The organism is Actinacidiphila guanduensis (assembly GCF_900103985.1).
GTDB classification, from domain to species: Bacteria; Actinomycetota; Actinomycetes; order Streptomycetales; family Streptomycetaceae; genus Actinacidiphila; species Actinacidiphila guanduensis.
On sequence record NZ_FNIE01000006.1, the window covers coordinates 163,900 to 182,228 of the forward strand.

18 protein-coding genes and 1 tRNA gene are annotated in these 18,329 nt (G+C 69.0%); 8 read left to right on the top strand and 11 right to left on the bottom strand.

Annotation, left to right across the window (positions count from 1 at the left end; all coding sequences use genetic code 11):
* Window positions 1-4 precede the first annotated feature (4 nt).
* The 9 genes from BLR33_RS14885 to galU form a co-directional block, all read right to left on the bottom strand.
* A complete protein-coding gene (locus BLR33_RS14885) occupies window positions 5-580 on the bottom strand; it encodes a TetR/AcrR family transcriptional regulator (protein WP_176930285.1) in 576 nt (191 codons plus the stop codon).
* Between the two features lie 220 nt (window positions 581-800).
* The gene (locus tag BLR33_RS14890; RefSeq protein WP_218136656.1) at window positions 801-1,436 is read right to left on the bottom strand and encodes a GTP cyclohydrolase II; all 636 of its coding nucleotides are present in this window, start codon (window positions 1,434-1,436) and stop codon (window positions 801-803) included.
* 693 nt (window positions 1,437-2,129) lie between these two features.
* Window positions 2,130-2,203, bottom strand: a tRNA-Ala gene (locus BLR33_RS14895).
* Window positions 2,204-2,302: 99 nt separating this feature from the next.
* Complete coding sequence (sepX, locus tag BLR33_RS14900; protein WP_093785186.1) at window positions 2,303-3,349, bottom strand: divisome protein SepX/GlpR; 1,047 nt, start codon at window positions 3,347-3,349, stop codon at window positions 2,303-2,305.
* 117 nt (window positions 3,350-3,466) lie between these two features.
* A complete protein-coding gene (locus tag BLR33_RS14905) occupies window positions 3,467-4,087 on the bottom strand; it encodes a GNAT family N-acetyltransferase (protein WP_093784937.1) in 621 nt (206 codons plus the stop codon).
* A complete protein-coding gene (locus BLR33_RS14910; RefSeq protein ID WP_093784938.1) occupies window positions 4,084-4,629 on the bottom strand; it encodes a MogA/MoaB family molybdenum cofactor biosynthesis protein in 546 nt (181 codons plus the stop codon). The genes BLR33_RS14905 and BLR33_RS14910 overlap by 4 nt, the downstream gene beginning before the upstream one ends.
* On the bottom strand, window positions 4,626-5,108 hold the full coding sequence (gene moaC / locus BLR33_RS14915; RefSeq protein ID WP_093784939.1) for a cyclic pyranopterin monophosphate synthase MoaC: 483 nt from the start codon (window positions 5,106-5,108) through the stop codon (window positions 4,626-4,628). Before moaC ends, BLR33_RS14910 begins: the two co-directional genes overlap by 4 nt.
* Before the next feature lie 87 nt (window positions 5,109-5,195).
* A complete protein-coding gene (glp, locus tag BLR33_RS14920; protein ID WP_093784940.1) occupies window positions 5,196-6,515 on the bottom strand; it encodes a molybdotransferase-like divisome protein Glp in 1,320 nt (439 codons plus the stop codon).
* Window positions 6,512-7,420 (bottom strand): UTP--glucose-1-phosphate uridylyltransferase GalU, encoded by a 909-nt coding sequence (gene galU / locus BLR33_RS14925; RefSeq protein WP_093784941.1) that lies wholly within the window; start codon window positions 7,418-7,420, stop codon window positions 6,512-6,514. The genes glp and galU overlap by 4 nt, the downstream gene beginning before the upstream one ends.
* Before the next feature lie 81 nt (window positions 7,421-7,501).
* Between galU and BLR33_RS14930 the strand changes: the two genes are divergently transcribed.
* Window positions 7,502-8,119: a 5-formyltetrahydrofolate cyclo-ligase gene (locus BLR33_RS14930; RefSeq protein ID WP_093784942.1), complete on the top strand. Its 618-nt coding sequence runs from the start codon at window positions 7,502-7,504 to the stop codon at window positions 8,117-8,119.
* On the opposite strand, the gene BLR33_RS14935 is transcribed toward BLR33_RS14930, so the two are convergent.
* Window positions 8,109-10,823, bottom strand: a complete 2,715-nt coding sequence (locus tag BLR33_RS14935) for a penicillin acylase family protein (RefSeq protein WP_093784943.1) — start codon at window positions 10,821-10,823, stop codon at window positions 8,109-8,111. The genes BLR33_RS14930 and BLR33_RS14935 overlap by 11 nt on opposite strands.
* A gap of 143 nt (window positions 10,824-10,966) precedes the next feature.
* On the opposite strand from BLR33_RS14935, the gene BLR33_RS14940 reads away from it, so the two are divergent.
* The 6 genes from BLR33_RS14940 (at window position 10,967) to mscL (ending at window position 16,634) form a co-directional block, all read left to right on the top strand.
* Window positions 10,967-12,493: a potassium/proton antiporter gene (locus tag BLR33_RS14940; protein ID WP_093784944.1), complete on the top strand. Its 1,527-nt coding sequence runs from the start codon at window positions 10,967-10,969 to the stop codon at window positions 12,491-12,493.
* Window positions 12,494-12,689: 196 nt separating this feature from the next.
* Window positions 12,690-13,970, top strand: a complete 1,281-nt coding sequence (locus tag BLR33_RS14945; protein ID WP_093785187.1) for an MFS transporter — start codon at window positions 12,690-12,692, stop codon at window positions 13,968-13,970.
* 66 nt (window positions 13,971-14,036) lie between these two features.
* Entirely contained in the window at window positions 14,037-14,342 is a 306-nt protein-coding gene (locus tag BLR33_RS14950) for an FmdB family zinc ribbon protein (protein WP_093784945.1), read from the top strand.
* A 102-nt stretch (window positions 14,343-14,444) separates the two neighbouring features.
* On the top strand, window positions 14,445-15,296 hold the full coding sequence (locus BLR33_RS14955; RefSeq protein WP_093784946.1) for an S-methyl-5'-thioadenosine phosphorylase: 852 nt from the start codon (window positions 14,445-14,447) through the stop codon (window positions 15,294-15,296).
* A gap of 354 nt (window positions 15,297-15,650) precedes the next feature.
* A complete protein-coding gene (locus BLR33_RS14960; RefSeq protein ID WP_245771413.1) occupies window positions 15,651-16,055 on the top strand; it encodes a hypothetical protein in 405 nt (134 codons plus the stop codon).
* 102 nt (window positions 16,056-16,157) lie between these two features.
* A complete protein-coding gene (gene mscL / locus BLR33_RS14965) occupies window positions 16,158-16,634 on the top strand; it encodes a large conductance mechanosensitive channel protein MscL (RefSeq protein WP_245771414.1) in 477 nt (158 codons plus the stop codon).
* 64 nt (window positions 16,635-16,698) lie between these two features.
* Here mscL and BLR33_RS34355 read toward each other — a convergent pair whose 3' ends face one another.
* Window positions 16,699-17,013, bottom strand: coding sequence for a hypothetical protein (locus BLR33_RS34355; RefSeq protein WP_107408883.1), 315 nt, complete (start codon window positions 17,011-17,013; stop codon window positions 16,699-16,701).
* 113 nt (window positions 17,014-17,126) lie between these two features.
* On the opposite strand from BLR33_RS34355, the gene BLR33_RS14975 reads away from it, so the two are divergent.
* The gene (locus BLR33_RS14975; RefSeq protein ID WP_093784949.1) at window positions 17,127-18,299 is read left to right on the top strand and encodes a PLP-dependent cysteine synthase family protein; all 1,173 of its coding nucleotides are present in this window, start codon (window positions 17,127-17,129) and stop codon (window positions 18,297-18,299) included.
* Window positions 18,300-18,329 lie beyond the last annotated feature (30 nt).

An 18,329-nucleotide genomic window follows, 5' to 3' on the forward strand; every position in this document is an offset into this window, starting at 1 on the left:
TCTGCTACGACAGCCCGAGCGCAGGCACGACAACGGCGTCGATGTACCGGTGCGTGTACTCCGGATCGGGATCGACGCCTTCGATGATCGGGCGGGTCAGCGCGCCGCCGAAGAGCATGTGGGGGACGAAGTCGCGCGCGGGGCAGTCCGGGGCCAACTCGCCGCGGTCCACGGCGCGCTGGACGAGTTCGGCGAAGTTGGCGAGCTCCGGTTCGATGAGCAGTTCGCGCAGCGCCCGGAAGAGGTCCTCGTTCTGGAATGCCGCGTGCGACAGCCCGCGCATCAGCTCCTGGTCGCGCTTGATTTCGGCCTCGTCGTGCAGCCGCACGAGTTCGTGGAGGTCGCCGATGAGCGAGCCGGTGTCGATGTCCGACACGGACACCGGCTTGCACTGCCGCAGTGAGGTCGCGACGAGTTCCGGCTTGCCCTTCCACTGGCGGTAGAGGGTCGCCTTGCTGGAACGCGTACGCGCGGCGACGGCGTCCATGGTCAGCGCCTCGTAGCCCACCTCACGCAGGAGGTCGACCACTGCCTCGTACAGCTCCTGCTCACGCTCCGGGGTCAGACGGGTGCGCCGCACGGTGCTGCTCGTCTCCGGCGACATGTCCTGATCCCTCCTGGCCTACCGGCCCGATCGCGCCCGATCGTCAGGGCGCTGCGCTGGGCCATCTGTATGACTGTGTCGAAACGATGCCGTACACCTAGAGAGTAAACGGCCCACGATCGAAACGCCACCGTTTCGATCGTGGGCCCCATCACGTTCCGCTTGCCGCCCCTCACAGCTGCCGTACAGCCGTCCATCAGGCGGGCAGCGCCAGGCTGTGCCCGGTGTGCTCTACCTTCGCCCGCAGGTAGCGGACGTTGGAGTCCGACACGTGCACGCCGGTCGGCACCTGCTCGGCGACCTCGACTCCCAGAGCGCCGAGCTGCAGCGACTTGTCAGGGTTGTTGGTCAGCAGCCGCACCCTGCTGGTGCCGAGTGCCGCCAGCATCTGGGCAGCGGCCGTGTAGTCGCGCTCGTCCTCGCCGCGGCCGAGCGCGAGGTTCGCCTCATAGGTGTCCAGGCCCTGATCCTGGAGCGCATAGGCGTCCAGCTTCGCGTAGAGGCCGATGCCGCGTCCCTCCTGCCTCAGGTACAGCAGGTAGCCGCCGACGGCAGCGATACGCTCGACGGCCTCCCTCAACTGCGGCCCGCAGTCGCATCGCTCGGAGCCGAAGACGTCACCCGTAAGGCACTCCGAGTGTGGTCGCACCAACGGAACATCCGCCTCACGGTAGTCGCCCAGCCCCAGAGCGATGTGCTCCTTGCCGTCCACCAGCCCGGTGAACGTGAAAACGTCGGCGGTCGTCGACCATCCGTCCGAGAAGCGGACCGGAACGCTCACCTGCGTACGCACGCTCGCGGCCGGCAGTGCCCCGCTCGAGTCAACCGTCATCGCGACCCCCTTCATAAGATCTTGAACTCTCAAGCTCTCGCGACGATGCGTTTATTTCTCCGCAGCCCGGACCGTGACTCACGCCACACGCCACCCGAACGAGTGACCCTGCGTGCGCAGGTATCGCGCGACGGCAGCTCGGGCGACGACGAGCAGGAGACTGCAATTGCCTTCGCAGGGACCGCATGCGGGCGCAAAACACCTGCGTCGGGAGTCGATCGGCGATCCCGGTGCGACGAGCCGACCGTCACACCGGTATCACTCCGGCCAGGTGGCAAGTACTCACTGCCGCACACCGTGCGGGCGACGACGCAGTGGCCGGACACCCGACTGCCCGGCCCCAACTCCCCGGCGCCAGGGACACGACGAGTTCACCCGCACGGAGAGTCACCGGCTCGCGCTCGCTGAGGCCCAAGGCTTCCAGCGCAGCGTCCTGGCCGACGCTCGGGACCGCGTACCAACTGCCGCACAGGTGCAGGGCGTACGGGATCCCACTCGAGCGCTTGAGCCCTATCGGCCGGCGCCACGCCTCGCCGCAACAGCCCGCACCACTGGCGAACCGACCCCGAGCAGCGGCTCGTCGGCCTCGATCCGCTCCGAGCACACGTCGGAAACGGCAAATCCCGGCCGACTGTCACAGTCAACCGGGATCTCGCGAATCATTCCCGCACAGGCTTCGAGAATGCTCTGTTGTGGACCTGAGGGGATTCGAACCCCTGACCCCCTCGATGCGAACGAGGTGCGCTACCGGACTGCGCCACAGGCCCTTGCAACGAAGGAAACTCTAGCATCCCGGCGAGGGTGGTCGTGAACGGGATATCGGCAGGTCGACGGGAGCACGCCGCCCACTGTGGCAGCCCTCCCGGTCACTCGTTTGCGGCGCGGGGGCGGTCGGGGTCGGCGTACTGGTCGAAGAGGGGCGTGCGGGTGCTGCGCGAGCGTCGGGCGGTCGGCTGCTGCTGTTCGCGAGGCTGGTCGCGCGGCGCTTGCTCCTCCCGCGCCTCACGCCCATGGGTGCGCTCCCCTGGCGTCGTACCGGAACGAGCCGAACTCCAGGTGTCCGGGGCACCGAGGTCGATGCCGTTGGAGGTACGGGGCGCAACAGGGGCGGTCACATAAGTGGGCAGGGGCACCGGTACAGGCTCCCAGCCGTCACCCGCGGTCTGCTGCGCACGCTGCTGGTCCACCCACTCGGCGTGGTCGGTCTGCTCGACCACAGCACGCCGGTCGGCGCTGCGCGCAGAGGACGCGGGACCGGCGGGAAGCGCCGGCCTGGGTGCCTGGGGCGCGGCAGGCTCGTCATGGTTCGCCGCCATGGCGGCGGGCTTTCCGGGACGGGGCGCACGCAGGCGCCGAGCGGCCTCTGCCGCGCGGCGCTGGTCGAGGCGCACCTCGTAGCGCCTGCGCTCCTGGCGGCGCATCTGCCCGATGTAGAGCGTGAGCAGGACGGCGGGAACGGCAGGCGCCCAGAGCAGGACGACGCCGCCTACTGCCGCCGCAATGGCGCCGGCGGTGAACGCGAGGAAGAGCAGCGTCGTCGTACGGCGGCGGCGGGCGAGCACCCTGGCGCGCTGGCTGCTTCGGGGTGAGGACGCCGCAATGGCGGCGGGCGCCGGACGCGCAGGGGGACGGCGCACCTCGGTGACGGGCACGGCAAGGCCCCGGACGTCCACCGCCTCCCCGAGGTCGGTCTCGTCGTCCGGTTCGTCGGCTGAGGGGTCGACGCTCTCACCGCGCGCCTTCGCGACGCGCCGCTCCATCGCCGCACGTCCGGACAGGAGCCGGATGGCGGTGCTGAAGCGTTCCGTCGGACGCACCTCGTTGAGCTCGTCCTGCCTACGGAGCCACATCGGCACCAGGTAGGCAGCCCAGGCCCCGACAATGACTGCGTAGATGAGGCCGCTACTGCTCACGACGTACACGGTAGGGGTGATCGAGTCGCGCCATTGGCAATTCGGCTCGGTGTGTCGCACGATCTGGCTGATAGGGCCAGATTTTTGTGCGATCACCTTTACCATCGAACAATAGTTTTATTTCTGCTGCGCCTCGGGCCTCGCCTGCCGCCAGCGGCGCAGGAGTCCGTCGGGTACTTCCTCCACGGTGAGCGCGTATACGAGGTGGTCGCGCCATCCCCCGTCGATATGCAGATAGCGCGGCCGCAGCCCTTCCTCGCGGAAGCCGAGCTTTTCCGCCACCCGGCGGCTGGGCGCGTTCTCGGGGCGAATGCACACCTCCACCCGGTGGAGGCCGACCCGGCGGAAGCAGTGGTCGACGGCCAAGGCGACGGATGTGGGCATCACCCCGCGTCCGGCGACCGCCTCGTCCACCCAGTAGCCGATGTGCGCCGAGCACATGGAGCCCCAGGTGATGCCCGCGACGGTCAGTTGACCCGCCAGCCGCCCCTGGTACTCGATAACGAACGGCAGCATGCGCCCGGCGTTCGCCTCGCGCCTGAGGTGACGCACCATCTGGCGGTAGGTGGGGCGTTGGGCGACATGTCCGGGAGGGGCGGGCGGCACGGTCGCCTCCCAGGGGCGCAACCACTCCCGGTTACGGCGGTTGACCTCGCGCCATGCGCGCTGGTCGCGCATCCGGATCGGGCGGAGGGTGATGTCACCGTCCACCAGCTCAACCGGCCAGGACCCGTTCAGCTCGGTCTCCCAGTATCGGAATGCGGATCATCGTCCGAGTGATGATCCGACTGCTCTTTCGGGTGATCGCCGCCGCGGATCTGGTCGACGGCGTGGACGACAATCGGCGCCAGGACGGCCAAGCCGTCCTTCACGCCTCCGGTCGATCCGGGAAGGTTCACCACCAGGGTGCGGCCGGCGACCCCTGCGACGCCACGGGAGAGCGCAGCGGTGGGTACTTTTGCGCGACCGGCGGCGCGGATCGCCTCGGCGACACCGGGGACCTCGTAGTCGAGTACCGCGCGGGTCACCTCGGGGGTGCGGTCGGTGGGCGAGATGCCGGTACCACCGGTGGTCACCACGAGGTCGTAGCCGGCGGCGACGGCTTCCCTGAGCACCTTGGCGACCGGGTCCCCGTCGGGGACGACCCGCGGGCCGTCCACGGCGAAGCCCAGCTCCGCGAGGGCTGCAGCGATCAGGGGCCCGCCCCGGTCCTCGTACACCCCTGCGGCGGCCCGGTTGGAGGCGGTGACGGCCAGTGCCCGGGGCGGTTGCGCGGTCACGGCCGGTGCCAGTCACCGGACTTGCCGCCGGTCTTCTCCTCGACCCGCACGTCGGTGACCACCGCGCCCTTGTCGACGGCCTTGACCATGTCGACAACGGTGAGCGCGGCGACGGCGACGGCGGTGAGCGCCTCCATCTCGACACCTGTGCGGTCGTTGGTGCGCACCGTGGCGGTGATCTCGACGGCGTCGTCGGCGACCTCGAGGTCGACGGTCACTCCGGAGATCGACAGCGGGTGGCATAGGGGGACGAGGTCGGGTGTGCGCTTGGCGCCCATGATGCCCGCGACGCGGGCGACACCCAGGGCGTCGCCCTTGGGCACGCCCTCGCCGCGGAGGAGTTCGACAACGCGCGGCGCGACGAGCACACGACCGGTGGCTCGGGCAGTGCGAGTGGTGACGTCCTTGGCGGAGACGTCGACCATGCGGGCGGCGCCTGCCTCGTCGATGTGGGTGAGGTGCTGGTGCGCGCTGCTCATCGTTCTCCCGTGCGGTCCGTTGGGCAGACACCGTACCGGCCCGTACCCGGGCCCGGCGCGCCGGTCCGCGACATGGAGCGCCGGGCGCTAGCCCAGCGAGATCACCTCGACGTCGCTTCCGGCGGCGACCGACGTCACCTCTTCCGGTACGACGATCAGAGCGTCTGCGTGGGCCAGGGCTTTCACCAGGTGGGACGCGGAGCCACCCACAGGAGTGACCGTACCGGAACGCTTGTCGTACCGCCCCCGCAGGAACTGCCGCTTGCCCTCGGGCGACCTGTCGATCGCCTGCGTGCACACGGCTCGTACGACATCACGATGAACGGGCGCGACGCCCATGAGCGTACGGATGACGGGGCGCACGAACAGCTCGAACGACACATAGGCGCTCACCGGGTTGCCGGGCAGGGCCAGCAGGGGGATGCGGTCGGGGCCGATCCTGCCGAATCCCTGCGGCTTGCCGGGCTGCATCGCGAGCTTGCGGAACTCCACGTGCCCGGCGTCGTCCGCACCCTCCCCGAATGCCTCGCCCAGGGACGACAGCGCCTCCTTGACGACGTCGTACGCCCCGACGCTCACTCCCCCGCTGGTGACGATGACGTCCGCGCGACTGAACTGGTCCTCAATGGCGGCGCGCAGTGTCTCGACCTCGTCGGGGACGGCACCGACGCGGTAGGCAACCGCCCCGGCTTCCACAGCGGCGGCGGTGAGGGCGAAGCTGTTGGAATCGTGGATGCGTCCTGGGGCCAAGGGCTCGCCGGGCGGCACGAGTTCGCTGCCGGTGGAGACGACCACGACCCGGGGGCGCGGCCGTACTGTGACGGTGGGGCACCCGATGGCGGCCAGGAGCGCGATCTGGGACGGCCCGAGCACGGTGCCGGCGGAAAGAGCGAGTTCCCCGGCGCCGACGTCACTGCCGGGCGCCCTGACGTACTGGCCCGCCTCGGCACCTTGGTACACAAGCACCTCGCCGCCGGAGCCGGCCGGGTCGGTGGAGAACGCCGCCATGGTGTCGGCCGGGCCCTGCCCGGTGCCGCCGTCGGTCCACTCGACGGGGACGACGGCCTCGGCACCTGGCGGCAGGGGCGCACCGGTCATGATGCGGGCGGCCTGGCCGGGGCGGACGGTGGGGAGTTCGCCGCTGCCGGCCGCCACGTCCCCGATCACCTCTAGGACGGCGGGGTGCTCGGGGGTGGCCGCCTTGACGTCGGCGACCCTGACCGCGTAGCCGTCCATCGAGCTGTTCGCAAAGGGCGGCAGGGACGTCGGCACGGTGACGTCCCCGACAAGCACGCACCCCTGGGCGTCGAGAAGTTGCAACTCGATCGGCTCAAGGGGGGACAGTTGCCCCAGGATGCTTTCCAGATGTTCGGTGACGGACCACACGCGGTCGGCGTCATGACTCACTCTTGCATCTCCTCAGCGACATACTCACGCAGCCAGGTCCGGAAGTCGGGCCCCAGGTCTTCACGTTCGCATGCCAGTCGGACAATCGCACGCAAGTAGTCACCCCTGTCGCCGGTGTCGTAGCGGCGGCCGGTGAAGACCACGCCGTGCACCGGTCCGCCGTCGTCGTCGCGCAGCGCCAACTCGCGAAGGGCGTCGGTGAGCTGGATCTCGCCGCCGCGGCCGGGCTGGGTCTTCTTCAGCGTCTCGAAAACTGCCGGGTCCAGGACATACCGTCCGATGACCGCATAGAAGGACGGGGCCTTGTCGGTGGTCGGCTTCTCGACGAGGTCGGTGACGCGTACGACATCGGGATCTGCGGTGGGCGCTATCGCCGCCGACCCGTACAGGTGAATGCTCTCGGGGTCGACCTCCATGAGCGCGACGACGCTGCCGCCGTACTGCTCCTGGACGCTGATCATGCGCGACAGCAGGGGGTCGCGCGGGTCGATCAGGTCGTCGCCCAGGAGGACGGCGAAGGGCTGGTCGCCGACGTGCGGTTCGGCGCAGAGGACGGCATGCCCGAGACCCTTGGGGTCGCCCTGGCGCACATAGTGCATCGTGGCCAGGTCGCTCGACTCGCGCACCCTGGCGAGGCGTGACTCGTCGCCCTTGCGGGTGAGCGCCTCCTCCAGTTCGTAGTTGCGGTCGAAGTGGTCCTCCAAGGGGCGCTTGTTGCGCCCGGTGATCATCAGGACATCCGACAGTCCGGCGGAAACCGCCTCCTCGACCACGTACTGGATCGCCGGTTTGTCCACCACCGGCAGCATCTCCTTGGGAGTTGCCTTGGTCGCCGGCAGGAACCTGGTGCCGAGGCCGGCCGCGGGGATGACAGCCTTGGAGACCCGTGTACGTGAACTCGTCATGGCATGCACCCTAGTGGCCGCGAATGTCCGCAAGGTGAAGAACTGATGGATTGTGACTGGTAAAGAATGGTTGCGCACGGTATGAGCGGGAACATCCGCGAACAGAAGTCACAGTTGCGAGCTCGTCTCCTGGAGGCCAGGCGCGGGTTGACCACCGGTGAACGGCAGGAGGCGAGCAGAGCGCTGGCAGAGAGAGTACGGGACCTGCCGCCGCTTGCAACCGCCGGGACGGTCGCCGCCTATGTGTCGACAGGAAGCGAGCCCGGGACGCGCGACCTGATCGACGCTCTGCGCACGCAGGGCACCCGCGTGCTCCTCCCGGTGCTCCGCGCCGACAACGATCTGGACTGGGCCGCCTACGAGGGCCCCGACGCCCTTGTGCCCGGTCCCCGACGCCTCGTGGAGCCCGCAGGTGTACGCCTGGGTGTCGAGGCCGTCGCCCAGGCGCAGGCCGTCCTGCTGCCAGGGTTGGCTGTCGACGCCACAGGTGCACGCCTGGGGCGCGGGGGCGGCTCGTACGACAGGGTGCTGGAGCGCTTGGCGGCCATGGGTGCGCATCCCATGCTCGTGGTGCTCCTCTACGCGCACGAGGTGGTCGACACGGTTCCTCGCGAACCGCACGACCACCTCGTCGACGCGGTGGTCACCCCTGGGGCCGTCCACCGCTTCCGCCACCTCGGCGGCGCGGCTACGGCGTGAGCGCCATCTTCGCCTTGGCCGCCTTGTCGACGCGCTCGTCGCTGAAGTACCAGGGCAGCAGTTCGCCGGCGGCCCACTTGTCCGTCTGGTCGGTGTAGTGGGCGTTGTAGGCATGCCCTGACTCTCCGGTGAGGTTGATCCACCGGGACTTGTCGAAGTCCTGGAGGTTGACGATCATCCGCATCGAAGGGACCCATTCGACGTCGTAGCCGCCGGCCGCGTTCCAGCCACTGGCGTCCACGGCGGCCTCGCCGCCGCTGAGCTCATAGGGGCCACGGTTGAGAAGCCATTTGACGACGCCCGGCCCCTTGGTGCCCAGGGTCTGGTTCTTCAGAGTGAGCTTGTGCAGCCGTCCCCAGCTCCAGGTGTTGATGTCCTTGCCGAGCTTGGCGGTCAGCTCGTAGCGGGCATCCTTCATGGCCTGTGCGAGCAACTGGTCGCGCGTGCTGTGGTCGGCCTTGTTGGTGTCGCTGCCGAAGAACGCGGTCGTCGACATCGTCCACCAGGGGTTGTGCTCGTCGGGAAGGATGTTGCGGACGACCTCGAACCAGCGGTCCCCACCGTCGGGCTGTGCCTCGTCGGCGTCGCGCTCACCGCACTCCTCGACGGTCTTGGCCTTGCCTGTCAGGTCGTCGACGGGCCCGGTCTGCCCGGCGGGCGGCACCCTGAGGCACTGGCCCTTGGGCCGCAGCTCCTTGGGCAGCTTGTTGCCGAACGCCAGCTTCAGGACGTTGCGCCACACAGCGTTGAAGTACGCGGCAGCCGCCGAGTCGGAATCCTGGTTGTAGTCCCATCCTTCGAGCAGCTTTTGTGCGTCACGGACGTAGTCACCCTTGTCGTTGGTGATGTCGACCTTCAGCAGGTAGGGCACGAGCAGCTTCGCGATCTCGCTGCTGTCGTCGTTCTGCATGGACTGCATGTCGTCCATGGAGATCTTGCCGCCGTCCTTGATCTTGGACGCGATGAGGTCGTTGATCCGCTGACTGCGGGTGCCGTAGTCCCAGTCGTCGGTGAGCAGGTAGGGGTAGTCGTCCTGGTTCACGACCGGTTGGTTGGCCGTGACGATGTAGCCCTTCGGCGGGTTCTCGACGTACGGCATCGAGGCAAACGGGATGTACCGGCCGGTCCACGCGTAGCGGGAGTCCCAGCCGGGCTCCGGCCAGGTGCCGTCGTCGCCCTTCGGCCTGATCGGGATCTGTCCGGGCGCCTGGTAGCCGATGTTGCCCTTGGTGTCGGCGTACGTCAGGTTCTGCGACGGAACGGCGAAGTCCTTGGCCGCGTTGCGGAACTGCGTGAAGTCGGTGGCCCGATCGAGCTCGAAGACGGCGTCCATGGTCTTCGACGGAGTCAGCGCGGTCCACTTCAGAGCGACGGCGTAGCCGCTGTTGACGCCGCCCGGGGGGTCGGAGACGGGCGCGGTCTGGCCGACGGTCCGGATCTCGTCGTCGCGGTCGGAGATCAGCGGTCCGTTGTTGGTCTCTCGTACGGTGATCGTACGGGGCTTACCGCCGGCCACCTTGATGGTCTCGCGCCGTGTGATGAACGGCTTCTGCTTGCCGTCGTACAGGTAGGTGGTCGCGGTGACCTTCTCCAGGTACAGGTCGGTCACGTCGGCGCCGAGGTTGGTCATGCCCCAGGCGATGTCCTGGTTGTGTCCGATGACCACACCGGGCATACCCGAGAAGGTGAACCCGCTGATGTCGTACGGGCAGGATTTGCTCACCGTCCGGCAGTGCAGGCCCATCTGGTACCAGACCGACGGCAGCTCGGGTGCCAGGTGCGGGTCATTGGCCAGCAGCGGCTTGCCGGTCGTCGTGTACTGGCCGGAGACGACCCACGAGTTGGAGCCGATGCCCGTGCCGTTCGGACCGAGCAGCGCGGGCATCTGGTCGATGATCTGAGAAATACCCGCGAGCTGGGAGTCGACGCTGCTGTTGAGCCCCCGAGGAGTGGTGGAACCGTCCGCGGTGAAATCACCGGTGCTTTGATCGACCGATCCGCCGGAGATGATCGGACTGTTCCGGTCATAGGGGTAGTCAGGGTACAGCTGCTTGATCTGCGCCTGGCTGAGCCGGCTCGTCATGAGCGCGCGGTCGATCTCGTCCTGCATGTTGCCGCGCAAGTCCCAAGCCATCGCCTTGAGCCAGGACACGGAGTCGACCGGTGTCCATGGCTGCGGCTTGTAGTTGTTGCTGATCGAGAGGGCCTCGTACTCCAGGGACAGGGCCGAGCCGCTGTGGTCCTTCAAGTAGGCGTTGACGCCGTCGGAGTAGGCCTGCAGGTACTTCTGCGTCGTCGAGCTGAGCTTCGCGTACTCCTTCTGCGCGACGCCGCGCCAGTTGAGGGTGCGCACGAAGGCGTCGGTCTCGACCTCGCTCTTGCCGAACATCTCCGACAGCCGTCCGGCGGTCAGGTGCCGACGCACGTCCATCTCGTAGAAGCGGTCCTGCGCCTGGACGTAGCCCTGGGCACGGAAGAGGTCCTCCGGGGTGTCGGCGTAGATCTGCGGGATGCCATTGGCGTCGCGCTTGACGTCGACCGGCCCGGACAGGCCGCGAAGCGTCAGCGAACCGGTGGTCTGCGGGAAGGAGGCGCGCACGGTACTGATGCTCCAGTACGACCCATATCCGACTCCCGCCACCAGCAGCAGCACCAACGTGATCACGATCAGGCGTACGCGGCGGGATTTCTTCCGTGCGGGCATCGCTGTCCTTCAAGGGGCAGGGCGGACCGGGTGATCAAGTGCTCGATGTGCAAGGGCAACCATAGGCGCATGCGCTGTGGCCGACGGACACGGAGGCCGGGCGGCCGGGCCCCGGCCGCCCGAATACCAAGAGAGGGTAAAATATTAGCCAAGGCAACGAAGTTGAAAGGACCGGGCCCCTGACTGTCCACCACCTGAACGAGATCCTGCTGATCGGCGCCTCGGTGCTTCTGGTCGCCGTCGTGGCCGTACGGCTCGCTTCCCGCAGCGGTCTGCCCACCCTGCTCGTGTACGTCGGCATCGGTGTGATCATCGGACAGGACGGGGTGTTCGGCTTCACCTTCGACGATGTCCAACTCACCCAGGTGCTCGGCTACGCGGCGCTGGTGGTGATCCTGGCAGAGGGCGGCCTCGGCACCAAGTGGCCCCAGATCAGGCCGGTGGTGCCAGCGGCCGCGGTCCTGGCGACCGTCGGCCTGCTGGTGAGCGTCCTCGTGACGGCGGCAGCGGCTCACTTCGCTGTGGGACTCGGATGGCGGCAGGCGCTCATCATCGGTGCCGTGGTGTCCTCGACGGACGCTGCGGCAGTCTTCTCGGTGCTGCGCAACATGTCGCTTCCCAGGCGCGTGACCGGCGTCCTGGAGGCCGAGTCCGGCTTCAACGACGCCCCTGTGGTGATCCTGGTGGTGGCGTTCTCGACGTCCGGTCCGGTGGAGCACTGGTATCAGCTGATCGGGGAGATCGGGCTGGAGCTGGCGATCGGCGCCGCCATCGGTGTCGCCGTCGGGTGGATAGGCGCCTACGGGCTCAAGCGGGTCGCCCTGCCGGCCTCCGGTCTGTACCCGATCGCCGTCATGGCGATCGCCGTCTGCGCGTACGCGGCCGGCGCCATGGCGCACGGCTCCGGCTTCCTCTCGGTCTACGTGGCCTCGCTCATCCTCGGCAACGCCAAGCTGCCCCACCGCCCCGCCACACGCGGCTTCGCCGAGGGCCTCGGGTGGATCGCGCAGATCGGCCTGTTCGTCCTGCTCGGCCTCCTGGTGACGCCCCACGAACTGGGCGATGACATCGTCCCCGCCATCGTCATCGGTCTATTCCTGACGCTGCTGGCCCGTCCAGCCTCGGTGATCGTCAGCCTGGTGCCGTTCCGGGTGCCCTGGCGCGAGCAGGCGCTGATGTCCTGGGCGGGACTGCGGGGCGCGGTGCCGATCGTCCTGGCGACCATCCCCATGGTGGCCGGCGTCGACGACAGCAGGCGCATCTTCAACATCGTCTTCGTCCTCGTGATCATCTACACGCTCATCCAGGGGCCGACCCTTCCCTGGGTGGCGCGGTGGCTGCGCCTGGGCAACAGCAATGGCGACGCCGCCGACCTGGGCATCGAGTCCGCGCCCCTGGAGCGCCTCCAAGGACACCTGCTCTCCGTCGCGATCCCCAAGGGCTCGCGGATGCACGGCGTGGAGGTCGACGAGTTGCGGCTGCCGCAGGGCGCGGCCGTCATGCTCGTGGTGCGTGACGGTTCGAGCTTCGTTCCCTTGCCGTCCACGATGCTCCGCCGCGGCGACGAACTGCTTGTCGTGGCGACCGACCCCGTGCGCGACAGCGCGGAGGAACGGCTGCGGGCTGTGGGTCACGGCGGCAAGCTGGCCGGTTGGCTGGGCAGTCAGTGACCGGGTCCGCAACCACAGCGACGCCGATCCGTATGATGTTCAGGTATTTGACGAGTACAACCTCTGCCTGATGCAGGACCGGCGCGGGCTGCCGCGCTGAGCGGACGGTCCTCGGTGCCGGCCTGGCTTGGCCAGCGTGCGCACTACCAGGCGGCAGAAGGACCAGGCTGTGGCATCCAAGGTGCCCACCTCCTCCATGGCAACCTCCCGGGCAGACAGCTGCGGCAAGAAGCCCGGCTACCGGCAGTTGATGCGTACGCCGGGCGCTTGGGCGTTCGTGCTTCCCGGTTTCGCGGCTCGACAGCCGTTCGCCATGCTGACCATCGGCATGGTGCTGCTGGTCCGGCACGTGACCGGCTCCTACGGAACCGCGGGCGCGGCCGCGGCCGTCACCGGAGCGGCGATGGCACTCTGCGCGCCCAGTGCCGGCAGATTGGCCGACCGCCGTGGCCAGCGCGCAGTCCTGCTCCCCGGTGTCGTCCTCCACGCGGCCTCTGTCGCATGCGTGGTGGCGCTCTGCCTCGCCCACGCGCCATCGTGGGCGCTGCTGATCGCTGCGGTGCCCACCGGGGCGACGGCGCCGCAGATCGGCCCCATGGTGCGCGCTCGCTGGGCGGCCGCACTCGGCAGCGAGTCGCCCCTGATCACGACCGCTGCGGCATTCGAGTCGGTCACCGACGAGCTGACCTTCGTCGTCGGGCCCGTCCTGGCGACGGCGCTGTGCACAGGAGTGCACCCGGCGGCCGGCCTGGTCGCAGAGGCGGCACTCACGGTGATCGGCGGCTTGGTCTTCGCAGCACAGGGCCGCCGGGCACCCGCCGGACAGGAGTTGTCCCCCGGAGCTGTCAAGACGGGTTCCTCGGCGCTTGCCGTCCCGGGCGTTCGGCCGCTCGTCGTCGCCTTCCTCGGAGTCGGGGCGGTCTTCGGCGGGATGCAGGTCTCCGTGGCGGCGTACACCCAGGAGGCTGGGCACCCGGGACTCAACGGTGTGGTGTACGGCACATTCGCGGCCGGCAACATGCTCTCGGGCGTGGTCTACGGGCTTGTGGCGTGGCGGCACGGTCCCCGCGCGCGCCTCTTGGCCGCCTATGCCGGGCTGACCTTGGCGTGCGTGCCCCTGTGGGCGGTCGACGGTCTTGTACCCATGGCCCTGACCGTCCTGGCAGCCGGGGTGTTCGTGGCGCCGACGATCGTGACGGGGTACGCCCTGGTGAACACCTTGGTACCGGGCCGGTCGCGTACGGAGGCGTACACATGGATGACGGGCGCGGTGGCATTCGGGCAGGCGGTTGCTGTCACCGTCGCGGGTCTGCTGACCGATGCGGCGGGCTCCAGCGCCGGCTTCCTGGTGCCTCTGGCCGGTACGGCTGTCGCCCTGGCGGTGCTTGTGGGACTTCGCGGGCGGCTGGTGCCGCGCGCCGGAGGGGTGGTCGCCGCCGGTGTGATTGGTCACCGTCAGCCGGTCCCGGTGGACTGACGCCGGGAAATACTGCACTATTGAGCATCGTTAGCACTCAATCAGTGAGAGTGCCAGGAGGAGCAAGTGCCGACGTACCAGTACCAGTGCACCGAGTGCGGCGAGGGCCTTGAGGCGGTGCAGAAGTTCAGCGACGACGCGCTGACCGAGTGCCCCAACTGCGGCGGACGCCTGCGCAAGGTCTTCTCGGCGGTGGGCGTGGTCTTCAAGGGGTCCGGCTTCTACCGGACCGACAGCCGCGGGTCGTCTTCCAGCAGCGCCCCGGCATCCAAGAGCTCCACCTCGGAGAGCAAGTCCTCCGACAGCGGCTCGTCCAGCAGCTCGAGCAGTTCGTCGTCGGGTTCCTCGTCCAGCAGCACGTCGGCCGCCTGACCGTCGGCTGAAGGCTCCGTCCGCGACACCGGCTCCCGCGAACCCCTGCCGCCAGCGGCGGGGGTTTCGTCGCGCCTGTGCCCACGCAATAGGGTGGCCGCCATGGCGAACAGCAGCGGTGAGGTGCAGGCCGAGATCGGTGTCATCGGAGGATCGGGGTTCTACTCGTTCCTCGACGACGTGATGGAAGTCACAGTCGATACTCCCTATGGGGCGCCCAGCGACTCACTCTTCCTCGGCGAGGTCGCCGGCCGCCGGGTGGCATTCCTGCCACGGCACGGGAGGAAGCACCACCTGCCGCCGCACCGCATCAACTACAGGGCCAACCTGTGGGCGCTGGCCTCGCTGGGCGCGCGCCAGATCCTCGGGCCGTGCGCCGTGGGCGGTCTGCAGACCCGGTACGGACCCGGCACGCTCCTGGTGCCCGACCAGTTGGTGGACCGTACGAAGTCGCGGGCGCAGACGTACTTCGACGGCGAGCCGCGCCTCGACGGGAGCGTCCCGAACGTGGTGCATGTGACGTTCGCCGACCCGTACTGCCCCGTGGGGCGCCGCGTCGCTGTGGACACGGCCCGCGCGGGCGGCTGGGACGCTGTGGACGGCGGGACGCTGGTCGTCGTGGAAGGCCCGCGCTTCTCCACGCGCGCCGAGTCGCTGTGGCACGCGGCCCAGGGGTGGTCGGTCGTCGGTATGACGGGACACCCCGAAGCGGTGCTCGCCCGGGAACTGGGCCTCTGTTACACGTCGTTGACGCTTGTCACCGACCTGGACGCGGGTGCGGACACCGGTGAGGGGGTCTCCCACGAAGAGGTCCTCGAAGTCTTCGCCGCCAACGTCGGCAGGATGCGCAACGTGCTGTTCGACGTCGTCGGCGCGCTTCCCGCCAACAGCGACCGCACATGTCTGTGCGTGAGCCCGCTCGGTGGCCAGGAACCCGGGATCGACCTGCCGTAGTCGGATCGCGGCCTCTCGGGGCCCCGAGGGTTTTTCACCCTTGAGCGCGGTGAAGTTATCCACAGATGCAGGAGTTGTCCACAGGGGCTCCGACGCGCTTTCCCGAATTACGCCATCGTGGACGGACCAGCCGATATCCATCGGCGGGTCCTTCCGTGCCAGGTGGTGTTTCCCGTGCTCACGACTTCTTCGCCGTTTACTTCTACCCCCCTCCCGGCGGGGCCCGCACTCTCCGCGCCCGCTGTTCCGGAGTCCTACGTTCCTCCGCGGGTCGCCGTACCGGAATTCGCGCCGATCAGGGGCTCCGGCCGCCGCGGTGCGCTGCGGGCCGCCCTGCGTCGGCGACACAAGGCGATGGCCGCAGGGCTGGCCGTGGTGGCCATGGCGCTGGCGCTGTCGGCCGCCCACGACCGGCCTCCGGGACGAACACCGACGGTCAAGGGCGAACCGGCAGCGGTGGCAAGGGAAAGACCCAGTGATCATCTGGTCCGCGCACCCGTGCGGATCGCAGACCCCGCGGCGGTGGCACTGCTGCGCCCCGGCGTGCGGGTGGACGTGTTCGCGAGTGGGCGAGTGCTGGCTGCCGGCGCGGGCGTGATCGCTGTGCCGCCCGCGCCGGACCGGGCCGGATCGGCCCCGGCAGCAAGCGAATCCGGCGGCCTGGGCGGCGCGCTGATTGTGCTGGCCGTCCCCCGGCGGACCGCGGCGGCTCTGTCCGGCGCGGCCGCAACCTCCCCCCTGGGGGTGGCGCTGTGCTGAATCACTCTTTCGTGAAACGCGATTGGACAGGCGGTTCCCCGACTGACTTCCATGGCGGAATCCCAGATTCCGCCGACGCGGCGCCCAAGGAGGGGAACGACGGTGAGCGACAAGAGCAGCCCGAGTCTGCTGGCAGGGTTCAAGGAATTCGTGATGCGGGGCAACGTCATCGACCTCGCGGTCGCAGTGGTCATCGGTGCCGCGTTCAGCAGCGTGGTCAACTCTGTGGTGACCGGATTCATCAATCCGCTCGTAGGAGCCTTCGGTACGAAGGACCTCGCTGGGTACTCGCTGTGTCTCAAAGGCCCGTGCACGGTGAACGACAAGGGCGACGTCGTCAGCGGGGTGCGCATCCTCTGGGGCTCAGTGCTCAGTTCCGCCCTGACCTTCCTGATCACGGCAGCGGTGGTGTACTTCCTGATGGTCGCCCCGATGGCCCGCTACCTGGCCCGCCAGGCGGCCAAGAGGGCGGCGCTCGAGCCGGTCGCGACCGAGGAGGTCCCCGAGGCCGACGAGATCGTCCTGCTGCGGGACATCCGCGACGCCCTGGTGGCGCCCCGCGGTGGTGCCGCCCACTGATCGGCGCGGCGCAACTCGTCATCGCCTACAGCACATCCCGGGGACAAGCCGGGGAGCAGGCGCCTTACAGGTGGTGCGGGGGCTTCTCGTTGAGGAAGCGGGTGAAGTCGTCGTCTCCCGGGCCGCTGCCCGGCTCGCTCCAGCCCGCATCGGTGTCGTCGGCCGAGGGCCTGTCGAGTGGGTCGTCGAAGACCAGCCCGGCCGGGACCGCCGGCCGACTCACGCCCGACGCGGTGGGCGAAGCAGAACCCGGGCGCCGCTCGGACGCAACGGGCTCGGCCCCTTCCGGGCCGCCCGGTCCGGCGGCCGCCACCGCGTCGATGTCGGCGCCCTGGTCCGACCGGGCAGATGCGGTCCCGGGTTCGCTGCCAGTGGTCATGCATCAAGGGTACGGCGGGTTCCAGGACACGCAGGCCGACGCCCTGCCCAAGGGGTTGTACGCAGATACCCCAAGTGTCCGTTTGAGTTCCCCAGGCGGATATACCTGGGGCCATGCACACACCCGAGCCGGCGCCGTCGCCCCGCCCGCTCCACGCCGCACAACCCGCGGCGGAGCAGGACATCGACCGAAGCGACCCCGCGTACCGCCTGTGGTTGAGCGAGGCTGTGGCGAAGGTCCATGCCGACGCCAACCGGTCCGCCGATACCCATTTGCTGTCGATCCCACTGCCCCGGGAGTGGGGCGTCGACCTGTACCTGAAGGACGAGTCGACGCACCCGACCGGCTCGCTGAAGCACCGGCTGGCCCGCTCGCTGTTCCTGTACGCCCTGTGCAACGGATGGATCAGGCCGAACCGTCCGGTGATCGAGGCGTCCAGCGGCTCGACGGCGGTGTCGGAGGCGTACTTCGCGCGACTGATCGGTGTCCCGTTTGTGGCCGTCATGGCACGCGGGACGGTGCGGGCGAAGGTGGAGCTGATCGAGTTCCAGGGCGGGACCTGCCACCTGGTGGACGACCCGAGCGAGGTGTACCAAGCGGCCGCCCGCCTGGCGGAGGAGACCGGCGGTCACTACATGGATCAGTTCACGTACGCGGAGCGGGCGACGGACTGGAGGGGCAACAACAACATCGCGGAGTCGATCTTCCGGCAGATGGCCGCCGAGCGGTACCCGGTCCCGAGGTGGATCGTGGCGACGGCCGGCACCGGCGGAACGTCGGCGACGCTCGCCCGGTACGTGCGCTACGCGCAGGCGACCACCGGCATCTGTGTGGCCGATCCGGAGAACTCCGCGTTCTTCCCCGGCTGGCGGGACGGCGACCCCACGGCCACGACGGCGAAGGCTTCCCGCATCGAGGGGATCGGCCGCCAGCGGGTGGAGCCGAGCTTCGTCCCCGGCGCGATCGACCGGATGATGCTGGTTCCGGACGCGGCGTCGGTGGCGAGCATCCGCGTGCTGGAAGGCCTGCTGGGCCGCAGGGCTGGAGCCTCGACGGGAACGGGTCTGTGGGCGGCCTTCCGGATCGTGGCGGAGATGCGCGAGAGGGGTGAGCAGGGCAGCGTGGTGGGCCTGTTGTGCGATCCGGGCGAACGCTACGTCGAAAAGTACTACTCGGACGCCTGGTTGGCGGGGCAGGGCATCGACATCGGGCCGTATGCGAAGCAACTTGAGGGCTTCCTGCGCACGGGCAGGCTCGGCGAGCCGGTGTCCGGGGCCGCCGACTGAGCCTGCGTCGTGGGCTGGGGGCACCGCCTT